Annotated in this window: 11 protein-coding genes and 1 riboswitch; of the genes, 9 read left to right on the top strand and 2 right to left on the bottom strand. The window is 36.3% G+C overall.

The genetic code is table 11. The features are described 5' to 3' along the window. The first annotated feature begins 17 nt into the window (after nt 1–17). The 6 genes from cysI to LPC09_RS21425 all read left to right on the top strand — a co-directional run bounded on the left by cysI (nt 18) and on the right by LPC09_RS21425 (nt 8,009). The gene (gene cysI, locus LPC09_RS21450) at nt 18–1,736 is read left to right on the top strand and encodes an assimilatory sulfite reductase (NADPH) hemoprotein subunit (RefSeq protein ID WP_231308246.1); all 1,719 of its coding nucleotides are present in this window, start codon (nt 18–20) and stop codon (nt 1,734–1,736) included. 210 nt (nt 1,737–1,946) lie between these two features. After that, on the top strand, nt 1,947–2,924 hold the full coding sequence (locus tag LPC09_RS21445; RefSeq protein ID WP_231308245.1) for a ring-cleaving dioxygenase: 978 nt from the start codon (nt 1,947–1,949) through the stop codon (nt 2,922–2,924). 151 nt (nt 2,925–3,075) lie between these two features. Beyond that, nucleotides 3,076–3,160: riboswitch (cyclic di-GMP riboswitch) on the top strand. A gap of 55 nt (nt 3,161–3,215) precedes the next feature. Continuing rightward, nucleotides 3,216–4,250 carry a GGDEF domain-containing protein gene (locus tag LPC09_RS21440; RefSeq protein WP_231308244.1) on the top strand — a complete coding sequence of 345 codons (1,035 nt, stop codon included), beginning with the start codon at nt 3,216–3,218 and terminating at the stop codon, nt 4,248–4,250. 87 nt (nt 4,251–4,337) lie between these two features. Then, nucleotides 4,338–5,177: an undecaprenyl-diphosphate phosphatase gene (locus LPC09_RS21435; protein ID WP_231308243.1), complete on the top strand. Its 840-nt coding sequence runs from the start codon at nt 4,338–4,340 to the stop codon at nt 5,175–5,177. 148 nt (nt 5,178–5,325) lie between these two features. Beyond that, the gene (locus tag LPC09_RS21430) at nt 5,326–6,489 is read left to right on the top strand and encodes an MFS transporter (RefSeq protein WP_231308242.1); all 1,164 of its coding nucleotides are present in this window, start codon (nt 5,326–5,328) and stop codon (nt 6,487–6,489) included. A gap of 125 nt (nt 6,490–6,614) precedes the next feature. Beyond that, nucleotides 6,615–8,009 carry an aldehyde dehydrogenase gene (locus tag LPC09_RS21425; protein WP_231308241.1) on the top strand — a complete coding sequence of 465 codons (1,395 nt, stop codon included), beginning with the start codon at nt 6,615–6,617 and terminating at the stop codon, nt 8,007–8,009. A gap of 559 nt (nt 8,010–8,568) precedes the next feature. Here LPC09_RS21425 and LPC09_RS21420 read toward each other — a convergent pair. Both LPC09_RS21420 and LPC09_RS21415 read right to left on the bottom strand, forming a co-directional pair. Further along, nucleotides 8,569–9,735 (bottom strand): IS256 family transposase, encoded by a 1,167-nt coding sequence (locus tag LPC09_RS21420; protein ID WP_098798984.1) that lies wholly within the window; start codon nt 9,733–9,735, stop codon nt 8,569–8,571. 776 nt (nt 9,736–10,511) lie between these two features. Then, nucleotides 10,512–11,678 (bottom strand): IS256 family transposase, encoded by a 1,167-nt coding sequence (locus tag LPC09_RS21415; RefSeq protein WP_098798984.1) that lies wholly within the window; start codon nt 11,676–11,678, stop codon nt 10,512–10,514. Nucleotides 11,679–12,783: 1,105 nt separating this feature from the next. Between LPC09_RS21415 and LPC09_RS21410 the strand changes: the two genes are divergently transcribed. From LPC09_RS21410 to LPC09_RS21400, 3 genes are read left to right on the top strand one after another with little or no spacing between them, the layout of a single operon-like run. Continuing rightward, nucleotides 12,784–13,542: a hypothetical protein gene (locus LPC09_RS21410; protein WP_231308240.1), complete on the top strand. Its 759-nt coding sequence runs from the start codon at nt 12,784–12,786 to the stop codon at nt 13,540–13,542. Nucleotides 13,543–13,554: 12 nt separating this feature from the next. After that, the gene (locus tag LPC09_RS21405) at nt 13,555–13,974 is read left to right on the top strand and encodes a hypothetical protein (RefSeq protein WP_231308239.1); all 420 of its coding nucleotides are present in this window, start codon (nt 13,555–13,557) and stop codon (nt 13,972–13,974) included. A 35-nt stretch (nt 13,975–14,009) separates the two neighbouring features. Next, the gene (locus LPC09_RS21400) at nt 14,010–14,189 is read left to right on the top strand and encodes a Fur-regulated basic protein FbpA (protein WP_231308238.1); all 180 of its coding nucleotides are present in this window, start codon (nt 14,010–14,012) and stop codon (nt 14,187–14,189) included. Nucleotides 14,190–14,201 lie beyond the last annotated feature (12 nt).

Genomic DNA, 14,201 nt, shown 5'->3' with positions numbered 1-14,201 from the left:
GAAAGGAGATTAGCAACATGGCGAACAAAATATTAAAAGCACCAGAAGGCCCACCAAGTGATGTTGAAGACATTAAAGAAAGAAGTGACTTTTTGCGTGGGACGCTTAAAGAATCTATGCTTGAGCCATTAAGCTCAGGTATTTCAGATGATGATAACCGCTTAATGAAACACCACGGAAGCTATTTACAAGATGACCGTGATCTTCGAAATGAGCGTCAAAAACAAAAATTAGAGCCAGCTTATCAATTTATGCTACGTGTTCGTTTACCAGGTGGTGTTGCCACACCAAACCAGTGGCTTGTTATGGATGACCTTGCCCAAAAATACGGAAACGGTACGTTAAAGCTAACAACTCGTATGACGTTCCAAATGCACGGAATTCTAAAATGGAACATGAAGAAAACGATTCAAGGTATTCATGCTTCATTAATGGATACGATCGCTGCATGTGGAGACGTTAACCGTAATGTAATGTGTGTGGCAAATCCGTATCAATCGAACGTGCATCAAGAAGTGTATGAATGGTCGAAAAAACTAAGTGATGATTTATTACCACGTACAAGAGCTTATCATGAAATATGGCTTGATGAAGAAAGAGTAGCTGGTACACCTGATACAGAAGAGCTTGAGCCAATGTACGGTCCGCTTTACCTACCACGTAAATTTAAGATTGGTATTGCCGTTCCGCCTTCAAACGATGTTGATATTTTCTCTCAAGACTTAGGTTATATTGCCGTTGTTGAGAACGACAAGCTTGTTGGTTTTAACGTAGCAATTGGCGGTGGTATGGGTATGAGTCATGGTGATAAAGAAACATATCCACAGCTTGCGAAAGTTATTGGTTTCATTAAACCAGAACAGGCTTATGATGTAGCAGAAAAAATCATTACAATTCAACGTGACTATGGAAATCGTTCTGTACGTAAAAATGCACGTTTCAAATATACGGTCGATCGCCTAGGGCTTGAAAACGTAAAAGAAGAGTTAGAAAATCGTCTTGGCTGGAGCTTAGAAGAAGCGAAGCCATTCACTTTCGATCATAACGGAGATCGTTATGGTTGGGAAAAAGGTGTGAAAGGAAAATGGAACTTCACACTATTTATTGAAGGTGGACGTGTAACAGACTATGACGACTACAAGCTTATGACAGGTATCAGAGAAATTGCTAAAATTCACACAGGTGACTTCCGTTTAACAGCAAACCAAAACCTGATCATTGGAAATGTATCAAGTCAGAAAAAGAAAAAAATCAGTGAACTTATTGAAAAATACGGTTTAACAGATGGTAAGCATTATTCTGCATTACGTCGTAGTGCATTAGCATGTGTTGCTTTACCAACATGTGGTTTAGCAATGGCTGAAGCAGAACGTTACTTACCAAAATTAATTGATAAAATCGATGAGATCGTGGATCAAAACGGTCTAAAAGATAAAGAAATCACCATTCGTATGACAGGCTGTCCAAATGGATGTGCCCGCCACGCATTAGGTGAAATCGGCTTTATCGGTAAGGCACCTGGTAAATACAATATGTATCTTGGTGCAGCACATGACGGAAGCCGTTTAAGCAAAATGTACCGTGAAAACATCGGTGAAGAAGAAATTCTAAAAGAGCTTAATACGATTATCCCTCGCTATGCGAAGGAACGTGAAGAAAATGAGCACTTTGGTGACTTTGTTATTCGCGCAGGTATTATCGGAGAAACAACAGACGGTACGAATTTCCACGATTAATATAGGTAAAGACAGGGGAAGCCCTGTCTTTTTTTATACATTCATGAAATTGGCTTTGGAAGTAAGCTAAGTTTTTATTGTTTGAAAGAAAGGTTTTTCTATGGTATATTATCTTTAATTCAAGATATTTTATTTAGAGATATTTTGAGAGGAATGCTACTAACAACTTATAGTTAAAATATAAACATTACAAAATAATGGAGGATCACAATGAATCAACTAAAAGGTATTCATCATGTAACGGCTATAACAAGTAGTGCTGAGAAAAATTATGAGTTCTTCACATATGTGTTAGGAATGCGTTTAGTTAAGAAAACAGTAAATCAAGATGATATCCAGACGTATCACTTATTTTTTGCTGATGATGTAGGAAGTGCGGGGACTGACATGACATTCTTTGACTTCCCAGGAATTCCAAAAGGAGTACACGGTACAAATGAAATTTCCAAAACATCATTTCGAGTCCCAACAGATGCTGCATTGGATTACTGGGTAAAACGTTTTGATCGCCTGGAAGTTAAGCATACAGGAATTAAAGAACAGTTTGGTAAAAAAACATTATCATTTGTAGACTTTGATGATCAACAATACCAATTAATTTCAGATGAACAAAATAAAGGAGTTGCCTCTGGTACACCATGGCAAAAAGGGCCGATTCCTTTAGATTATGCGATTACAGGACTAGGACCCATTTTTATCGTGGTAAATAATGTTGAACAAATGAAAGAGGTACTAGAAAGAGCACTTGGTTTTAAGGAAGTGTCACAGGAAGGATCATTTCACCTATTTGAAGTTGGTGAAGGAGGAAATGGAGCACAGGTCATTTTGGAGCACAATGTGATGCTTCCTCAAGGAATTCAAGGCTATGGTACTGTCCATCATGTTGCCTTCCGTGTTGAAGACCGCGTAGTGTTAGAAGAGTGGATTAGTCATATGCAAAGCATAGGTTTTCCAACTTCAGGCTATGTAAATCGTCACTTCTTCGAATCTCTATATGCAAGAGTTGCTCCTCATATACTATTTGAATTTGCGACAGATGGTCCAGGTTTTATGGGAGATGAACCTTATGAAACTCTAGGAGAAAAGCTATCATTACCTCCATTTCTAGAGCCAAAACGGGAACAAATTGAAAAGCTGGTTCGTCCAATTGATACCGTTCGTAGTACAAAGGAGTTCGTAAAGGAGTAGGAAAAAAGGAAGACCTTTATAGGTTTTCCTTTTTAAAATTAATTATAAACTAGAATGTTTATTACTTGTAGATTTATCCATATTAGTATAGAATAAGGATATAGGTGAAAAGTATCAGGGAACAAATTCCTGTTTTTCTCAACTCCAACTAAATAGTTAAGGGCAAATCTACTGAAAGGTAGAGACGCAAAGCTACAGGGGCTAAGTTCTGAGGAATATGCTTGCCAGTTACCGATTTAAATAAAAAGAACTAATCGGTGGATTAGTTCTTTTTTTTAGGAGATGACGGTCTTGTCTAGTGATCTATCAACATTTAACGAATTAAAACGCAAGGTATATCTATATGTTATACCGATTATATTATTTACTCTTTTTATGAGTTTATTTAGCTGGAATTCTTTTAATTTTTTTGAAAAACTCGCAGCTGTTACTTATCTGCTACTTTTCTCGTGTTCTTTCCTTTTTATTTATAAAAATCTATACTTTCGTTTTATTGAATTAACCATCTTTTGCTTAGTTTCCTTCTTTCATCTTTTTCTTACCTATTGGACAATTAATATTGACATTATCCAGAATCATCAGGATTCAATTAGTGATTCTGCAATATGGACACCACTTCTGTTTATTTATATTTTTATCACATTTGTTGGGAACCTGGGAATGATTCTTGCATTTATTTTATGGACAATAACTACAGGCATCCTTCTCATATATAGTGCAGAAATCCCAAGTTTAATGGTTGGTTCTTTTATAAATTACCAGTTAGCTATGTTCGTATATATTATCTTTCTTTTCTTTGGTAGAAATCTCCTTGAAGCTTCTGCTAGGACGGGTATGCTAGAAAAAATGGCTTACAAAGATATGCTGACCGGGATTGATAACCGTCGTGCAGTACATCACATGTTTGAAAAGCTTGATGAGGAAGGTAAGGCCTATTCCATTCTTTTTTTTGATATTGATCATTTTAAAAAAGTTAACGACCAATATGGTCATAGTGTAGGTGATTCAGTGTTGATAGAAATAACTAAGGTCATTAATAGCGGTCTAAACAAGAATGAATTTTTTGCTCGGTGGGGTGGGGAAGAATTCATTGTCATCACAAAAAATGAGACGATTGAAAAAACGTTAAATTTAGCCAAAAAGCTAAAACTCTTAGTTAACCAACATCAGTTTAAGGTAGTGGGGAAACTTACTGCAAGCTTTGGTATAGCCGAATCTCAACCGGGGCAAACAGCTGAATTAGTATTAGAACAGGCAGATCAGGCATTATATTCTGCGAAGGCTAATGGGCGAAATCATATTATGGTGTTCGGTGATCAAAACTAAAGTGAAAAAGAGATTCCCTCCTGACACTTTTAACGTTATACTTACTTTTGTGGTTTAACGATTAAAAGAATGATAGGAGCTTAAAAGATGGATATTCTTACACTCTTAAAGGCTGTTATACTGGGCTTAGTAGAAGGGTTAACTGAGTTTGCACCCGTTTCTTCAACAGGTCATATGATTATTGTCGATGATATGTGGTTACAATCAGAAGAATTTTTAGGTAAATATGTGGCAAATACGTTTAAAATTGTTATACAACTAGGCTCCATTTTAGCTGTAGTGGTGGTCTTTAAGGACCGCTTTATCCAAATGTTAGGTTTAGAAAGATTGAGCAAAAAAACAACTAAATTTACGGAAGGAACAAGTCGTTTAAAGCTTACTCAAGTCATTGTAGGCTTAATCCCGGCCGGTGTGCTAGGCGTTCTTTTCGAGGATTATATAGATGAACATTTATTTTCTATTACAACTGTGTTAATCGGTTTAGTTGTTGGTGCAGTCTTAATGATCGCAGCCGATCTTTTTGGTCCAAAGAAAGCAAAAATTGAGACAGTTGATCAAATTACTTATAAACAAGCATTTTCTGTTGGATTAATACAATGTCTTTCATTATGGCCTGGATTTTCCCGTTCAGGATCAACCATTTCAGGAGGAGTTCTACTCGGAATGAGCCACCGTGCTGCAGCTGATTTCACTTTTATTATGGCAGTACCAATCATGGCGGGAGCAAGTGCGATCTCTCTTTTGAAAAACTGGCAATATTTCACTATTGAGGCAATGCCGTTTTTTATTGCCGGATTTATAAGTGCCTTTATATTTGCACTTCTTTCCATTCGTTTTTTCCTAAAGCTCATTAATAAAATCAAACTTATGCCATTTGCGATTTATCGAATTTTATTAGTTATTGTGATATGGATTGTATACTTTTAATTTATTGGCCTGTTCTAGAGGAAAAATGGAACAGGCTTTTTAGGATTTAAAAATATGTTAAAAAAAGATAACATACATATAAGGGTGAAAGTTTGTTTTAGGAGGTATTAGTGCTATAAACGTTAAAAAGGTTTCAGTCTATGACCATATGTTATTTATTATCATTACCTTTACCTATTGGTTCTCTCTCTATATTTATGTTCCTGTGTTTGTATCATATTTGGATTTCTTAGGTGGGACTTATACATTAGTAGGATTTATCGTTGGTAGTTATGGGATTATGCAAATTTTACTACGTCTTCCGGTAGGGATTATTTCAGATCGACTACAAATTCGTAAACCGTTTGTCATCATTGGACTCATTACAGGGGTTATTAGCTGCTTTGGTTTTGCTTTAACTGAAAGCCTTGGATTTGCGTTATTAGCCAGATTTGTTTCAGGAGTAACTGCTTCGATGTGGGTGGCGTTTACCGTATTATATGCCAGTTATTTTAAACAAGAAGACACAACAAAGGCAATGGGGAATGTCCAGTTTATAACGGTATCATCTCAGCTTATTAGTATGGGCTTAAGTGGCTACCTTGTTAGTCATTGGGGCTGGAAGGCGCCTTTTTGGTTAGGTGGGGTTATTGGTACCATCGGAATTCTTCTAGCTTTACGAGTGAGAGAGATAAGCGGTGAAAAGAATGCTAAGAAGATTGAAAAACACGAATTAACCGAAGTTTTTAGAGAAAAGATTGTGTTAAAAGCAGCCATTTTATCCGCAATTGCTCATGCAGTCTTATTTATTACGATGTTTGGTTTTACCCCTGATTATGCTCTAACAATAGGTGCCGAAAGTAAAACATTGCTTTTTCTTGTATTTAGTTTCATGGTACCACATGCTATTGCACCGATTGTGACAGGTAGATATTTGGTTGCTCGTTTTCAAAAATGGACAATACTAATGATAGGCTTTTTTGGAACATTTATATTTTCCGCTATAATACCATTTATCAGCAGTCTACCTATTCTATATGTTACTCAAGCTTTAAATGGATTTGCACAAGGAATGACGATACCATTATTAATGGGCATGGCCATTCAAACGATTCCAAACAATAAACGTGCAACAGCAATGGGTCTCTTTCAAGCAATTTATGCGTTAGGTATTTTTCTTGGACCATTTATTGCGGGTCTTTTTAGTCACGAAGGTACTTATGTTTCAGTGTTTTTAACGGCTGGTGGAGCTGGATTCATAGGGGTGATCTTATCAGTGAAGTGGGGATTTATGAAAACTACGGTGCAAGGCGAGCGGGCACAATCACTGTAATAAAAGGCTTAATCATAAGATTAAGTCTCTTTCTATAGCATTGAGGCACACCTCTTTTTGACATTATGAACGTAAGATGTCTATATTAACAATAAGTGATGAAGCGTATTAGGAGGGCTTTTCCCATGACACAAATAAAGGAGCAATCACTTACTGCAGTCGAATATACTGTAAGAAGGCAAAAGGAGTTTTTTCGTAACGGACAAACAAAATCAAAAGATTTTCGAGTGAGTATGTTAAAGAAGCTTGCTGAACAAATTAGAAAAAACGAAGAGAAGATATGCCTCGCTCTCAAACGGGATTTAAATAAATCAGAAACAGAGGCTTATGTCACAGAGATCGGATTTCTTTTGGAGGAAATAAGTTTTACATTAAAACATATTGATAAATGGATGAAGCCGGAAAAAGTAAAAACTGCCAAAACACATATTGGCTCAAAGGGTTTCAAAGTGGCAGAACCATATGGAGTAACGCTTATTATTGCTCCATGGAATTATCCTTTTCAGCTGCAACTGGCTCCTTTAATTGGTGCAATTGCAGCAGGAAACACAGCTGTTTTAAAACCTTCTGAATTAACCCCGCACACTTCAACATTGCTTGCTGAGATGATAGGAGACACCTTTTCTTCTGAATACATAGCTGTACTTGAAGGCGGTGTTGAAACGACGACATATTTATTAGATCAAGAGTTTGATTATATCTTTTTTACAGGAAGTGTACCTGTTGGAAAAGTCGTAATGGAAGCAGCAGCTAAACGATTAATTCCAATTACACTTGAATTGGGTGGAAAAAGTCCTTGTATCGTAGATGAAACAGCAAATGTTGAATTGGCTGCAAAACGGATTGCCTTTGGTAAATTCATTAATGCAGGTCAAACCTGTATTGCTCCTGATTATTTATTTGTTCACAAGAAAGTAAAACAGGAATTCTTAACTGAGCTTAAGAAGGTTATTGTTGATTTTTATGGAGATAAACCATTAGAAAATGAGGAGTTTACAAGAATTGTGAATGATCGTCATTTTCAACGATTAAAGAAGTATTTGTCGGACGGTTCACTATTATTTGGAGGAGACTCTGACGAGGCAAGCTTGAAGATAGAGCCAACTTTGTTAGAACCGGAAAGTATGACTTCTGGCGTTATGACAGATGAAATCTTCGGACCAATCTTTCCTGTGCTTGAATATGAAAATATCCGAACCGTGATTGATTTTGTAACAGACCGTCCTAAGCCGTTAGCTTTGTATTTATTTACAACATCTGAAGAAATGGAGAAGAAAGTAACAGAATCTATTTCATTTGGTGGTGGATGTATTAACGATACACTTATGCATATTGCCACCCCGTATCTTCCTTTTGGAGGTGTCGGAGAAAGCGGTATGGGTACTTACCATGGTGAATCGAGCTTTACAGCATTTTCACATTATAAGAGTGTCCTCAAACAAACGAACCGCTTTGACTTCCATTTTAGATATCCTAATGCAAAAAATGGGTTGAAATTGATGAAGAGGTTAATGAAATAAGCAAGACCAACCTTCTGATGGGGTTGGTCTCTTTGATGAAAGTTAACAAACAAGAATTGGACTCTGAAAGACAGAATCGGGACAAGGCTCAGGTGATGAGATCAAAATGTATCTCGATAGAAGAGGAATCGGGATAAAAATTAGGTCATGAGACTAAGAAGTGTCCCGATAGTAGCAGAATCGAGACAAAAATCAGGTCATGAGACTAAGAAGTGTCTCAATAGTAGCAGAATCGAGACAAAAATCAGGTCAAGAGACCAAAATGTGTCTCAATAGTAGCAGAATTGAGACAAAAATCAGGTCAAGAGGCCAAAATGTGTCCCGATAGTAGTAGAATTGAGACAAAAATCAGGTCAAGAAGTCAAGTCCAGAATATTGTGTAAATTTAATACAATGTTTTCAACTACTACATTTGGATATGTGTATTATCCCCTACATTTTTTTTTGCGTAAATTCCATGGGCTTTCACTTACATATCCAGGGAAGGCTGTCAAAGGTTCCTCACTTTGACAGTCTTTCCTGGATATGTGATCATTCCATAATGGAAGCTACGAAAAAATTAGCATCTTCTTATAGATTTTGTAGAGTAAACAGATTCTTGGTATTCCATTAAAACAGCTCCTACTAAACGAAAAGCAGATTGTGTGTTTGGGAAGATACGAATAACTCTTTCTCTTCTTCGTACTTCTTGATTTAATCGTTCAAGAGAGTTCGTACTTCGTATATGAGGGCGCATATTCACTGGATGATTCATATATTGAATGGTATCTTCGAACCCTTCATCGAAAATAGTAAGAGCCTTTTCGTACTTTGGATTATTTCCAAATTGAGTCATCAGTTCATTCTTAAAGGTTCTGATATCTTCAACAGTGATTGCCTCAAACACACGCTTGATCATCATACGAATATCAGCTGAATCCTTTTTGGGCAACTTTTCAATAATGTTCCTTTTAAAATGAACATTACACCTTTGCCAGCTAGTACCTAAAAATTCACGTTGTATGGCTTTTTGTAAGCCTTGGTGAGCATCTGATATCACTAGTTTCGGAGACTGAAGTCCTCGTGATTTTAGCTGTTGAAGGAAGCGACTCCAACTCTCGTAATTCTCTGCATGATCAATACTTAGACCAAGTATTTCACGCTGGCCCTTATCTGTAATAGCTGTGGCAATATAAACAGCCTTTGAGACCACCTTATGGTGTTCTCTCACTTTGATATACATGGCATCTACAAAAAGATAGGGATAATATTTGACGTTTAAAGGACGCTTTGCCCAATCATTTACGATTGGATCTAATTTCAAGGTCAATGAAGAAACAAACGATTTTGAGACAGATTTACCACATAGCTGTTCAACTATTTGTGTTACCTTGCGTGTTGAGACCCCATTAATAACCATTTCCAACATGGAGATCACTAAAGCTTGATCACATCTAGCATATTTTTCAAAAACTGTAGTCGAAAACTCACCATCACGAGTTCTCGGCACCTTGAGTTGTATCTTGCCGATACTCATAATTAATTCACGTTCATAGTAGCCGTTGCGATAGTCACGACGGGCTGCAGAGCGTTCATAAGAAGCAGCATGTAGATAATCATCTCTCTCTTTTTCCATAAACTCATTTAAGACCAAAACAATTGCTGATTTAACTACTGCATCAATATCAGAATTTAATACAGAATCTTTTAAAACTTCCAAATCTAGGTTAAACTGTAACTGGGTCATCTTATTCCTCTTTTCATGTTTATCGTAGCTGAAAACATTGTAGCCAAGAGTGAATAAAATGAACCCTTTTTCTTTTTACACAATTATACGGACTTAATCGGTCAAGAGACTAAGATGTGTCCCGATAGTAGCAGAATCGAGACAAAAATCAGGTCAAGAGACTAAGAAGTGTCCCGATAGTAGCAGAATCGAGACAAAAATCAGGTCATGAGACTAAGAAGTGTCTCGATAGTAGCAGAATCGAGACAAAAATCAGGTCATGAGACTAAGAAGTGTCCCGATAGTAGCAGAATCGAGACAAAAATCAGGTCAAGAGACTAAGAAGTGTCTCGATAGTAGCAGAATCGAGACAAAAATCAGGTCATGAGACCAAAATGTGTCTCAATAGTAGCAGAATTGAGACAAAAATCAGGTCAAGAGACCAAAATGTGTCCCGATAGTAGCAGAATCGAGACAAAAATCAGGTCAAGAGACTAAGATGTGTCCCGATAGTAGCAGAATCGAGACAAAAATCAGGTCATGAGACTAAGAAGTGTCCCGATAGTAGCAGAATTGAGACAAAAATCAGGTCAAGAGAGTCAAGTCCAGAATATTGTGTAAATTTAATACAATGTTTTCAACTACTACATTTGGATATGTGTATTATCCCCTACATTTTTTTTTGCGTAAATTCCATGGGCTTTCACTTACATATCCAGGGAAGGCTGTCAAAGGTTCCTCACTTTGACAGTCTTTCCTGGATATGTGATCATTCCATAATGGAAGCTACGAAAAAATTAGCATCTTCTTATAGATTTTGTAGAGTAAACAGATTCTTGGTATTCCATTAAAACAGCTCCTACTAAACGAAAAGCAGATTGTGTGTTTGGGAAGATACGAATAACTCTTTCTCTTCTTCGTACTTCTTGATTTAATCGTTCAAGAGAGTTCGTACTTCGTATATGAGGGCGCATATTCACTGGATGATTCATATATTGAATGGTATCTTCGAACCCTTCATCGAAAATAGTAAGAGCCTTTTCGTACTTTGGATTATTTCCAAATTGAGTCATCAGTTCATTCTTAAAGGTTCTGATATCTTCAACAGTGATTGCCTCAAACACACGCTTGATCATCATACGAATATCAGCTGAATCCTTTTTGGGCAACTTTTCAATAATGTTCCTTTTAAAATGAACATTACACCTTTGCCAGCTAGTACCTAAAAATTCACGTTGTATGGCTTTTTGTAAGCCTTGGTGAGCATCTGATATCACTAGTTTCGGAGACTGAAGTCCTCGTGATTTTAGCTGTTGAAGGAAGCGACTCCAACTCTCGTAATTCTCTGCATGATCAATACTTAGACCAAGTATTTCACGCTGGCCCTTATCTGTAATAGCTGTGGCAATATAAACAGCCTTTGAGACCACCTTATGGTGTTCTCTCACTTTGATATACATGGCATCTACAAAAAGATAGGGATAATATTTGACGTTTAAAGGACGCTTTGCCCAATCATTTACGATTGGATCTAATTTCAAGGTCAATGAAGAAACAAACGATTTTGAGACAGATTTACCACATAGCTGTTCAACTATTTGTGTTACCTTGCGTGTTGAGACCCCATTAATAACCATTTCCAACATGGAGATCACTAAAGCTTGATCACATCTAGCATATTTTTCAAAAACTGTAGTCGAAAACTCACCATCACGAGTTCTCGGCACCTTGAGTTGTATCTTGCCGATACTCATAATTAATTCACGTTCATAGTAGCCGTTGCGATAGTCACGACGGGCTGCAGAGCGTTCATAAGAAGCAGCATGTAGATAATCATCTCTCTCTTTTTCCATAAACTCATTTAAGACCAAAACAATTGCTGATTTAACTACTGCATCAATATCAGAATTTAATACAGAATCTTTTAAAACTTCCAAATCTAGGTTAAACTGTAACTGGGTCATCTTATTCCTCTTTTCATGTTTATCGTAGCTGAAAACATTGTAGCCAAGAGTGAATAAAATGAACCCTTTTTCTTTTTACACAATTATACGGACTTAATCGTCAAGAGACCAAAATGTGTCTCGATAGTAGCAGAATCGAGACAAAAATCAGGTCATGAGACTAAGAAGTGTCCCGATAGTAGCAGAATCGAGACAAAAATCAGGTCATGAGACTAAGAAGTGTCCCGATAGTAGCAGAATCGAGACAAAAATCAGGTCAAGAGACTAAGAAGTGTCTCGATAGTAGCAGAATCGAGACAAAAATCAGGTCATGAGACTAAGAAGTGTCCCGATAGTAGCAGAATCGAGACAAAAATCAGGTCATGAGATCAAAATGTGTCCCCCGATAGAAAAGGAATCGGGACAAGGACCGGGTATTGTAATCGGATTTTGTCTCAATAAGAGCAAATTGAGACAAAAACCTGCCTCGATTCCGTCAACTTTTCTCGATAACAGCCGAAGTGCTCTAAGACAATCATAAAAGTGAAAGAAACGTTAAACCAACAAGACACAACACCATTTCCAACTAACCTCCCAAAAAAAATAAATAAAATTCATAAAAATCATTGACAATGATATTGATAATCATTATCATATGGTTATAGAGATAATCAAAAACAACCATACTTTACATAGTAGTAACTAAATTGGTCGTTCCAAAGCAGGGTTGCCTTGATTCATCTTGAAACTCGATTTTCCCCAACCCCCTATATAGTGAAAAAGCTTGGCTGGTCACCAAGCTTTTTTGTATGCCATTTAAATTTTCCAAAAACATTTCTTTTCTTTTTTCTAATGTAAACTTCCAAACAAAGTCATAAGATCTGCTTGACATTGAGAATTGTTTTCATTTAAAATAATTCTCGAGGATAATGATAATCATTTTCAATTACAAGGAGAGTATGATGGAACATACAACGCCCATCATTATATTCATTTATTGTACATTTTGTGGTTTTTTCGAATGTAAAGAAGATCATGACAATCAGGTTTGTTCCTGCTGCGGAGCAGGTTTACTTGATTATCATTAACAATGAGAATGAATTTCATTTAAAGGAAGGGATTCTAAATGGTACATAAATACACCCAGACTTATATAAGTCCGATGACTGATGAGCATTTAGAGTCATTTATTAAGTGTCCATATAAAATATATTACCAGCAAAATTTAGAGGGAAAAGAAAGTGATATAAGGTGGAGACAGATTGTTCAATTGCTTATTAATGGAGTTGTTCAGGCTTATTATCAGTTGCCAGTAAAAGAACAGACAAAGTTAATGGCCTTTAAGTTAATTGAACGTTATTGGAGTAAAGTTAGTCTTCACTACTTTCAGTCTAAAGAGAAATATTATATGATTTTGGCCAAAACAACTGATCATCTATTGCAGTTTTTAACAACCAAAAACAATGACACACCACCTTTGATCTTATATGAGAAGCTTTATACATATATGAAGGGATTGGAGATGCAGTTTTCCATTACACTTGAGTTGGTGGAATGGTCAACAAAGACATTTACTATTAAAAAATTCCTTGTGGATGCAGACCAGGAATTAATAGATCTTTACACTCATTTACTAGCCGTTTTCTCTTACGAAGCTTTTGGTATTTTACCAGAAAAAATTGAGATTTACTCTTTAATGGAGGGAGAAGTATTTGTTACAACACCTTCTGTGAAGAATATCCCAAAAGGTGTTATGTATTTAGAATATATGAAGGATTTGGTTCAAAATGGTTCATTAAGTCATTGTGTTAATTGTCCATTTACTGACAGATGTCAAGAGGATCATCCGATAAGACCGAATAGAATAAAAAATAAGTGGCATTAAGGAGGAGAGCATATGCATCATCATTATTTTATTGTAACAGATTCGTTTGAGCATATTGTTGATTGTTTTTGTCCGGACGGAGATCACTCAGATGTTCTTGAAATTAAAAAAGAGGACTTTATTGAAGTGACAAATGATAAAAAATTTCTTTTTGATACAGGGTGGTATATTTTAGTGATCTTAAATAAACATTGGCATTTTTATATGGCTCTGGACGATTTAGATAAATATTTTACGAAAGGTTATCTAGCTTCATTAGTGGATATTGAATTGAAAATAAATCATTTAAAATTTCAAGTAGATCAGTCTCTGGGGAAAGGTGATGAAGCCTCTTTCTTACATACCACAAAATGCTTAAAAGAGTCATCGGAACTTAAATTAAGATTAGAGCACTTTCTTCAGCAAATGGAGATTGAAAGTCAACTTTTGTAGATTTCCTATCATTCTTAATAAAGGTGTGAGCGAATATGGGTGAAATCTTTAAAAAAGCAATTCGCTTGAAAAAGGAACAGGTCATTCAGCAATTGTTAAGGCTTGATTACTATAAATCTTCAGATAATCGTCAATTATATGAACTAACTCTTAGTGAGCTAGAGAATGAGTATAAAGCAGTAACAGGACATCAGGTTCATAACGGATTAAGGTGAGAAAAACGATCG

The sequence above is a fragment of the Metabacillus sp. B2-18 genome (assembly GCF_021117275.1).
In the GTDB taxonomy this organism is placed as follows: Bacteria; Bacillota; Bacilli; order Bacillales; family Bacillaceae; genus Metabacillus.
This window is presented reverse-complemented; position numbering and strand designations above follow the sequence as displayed.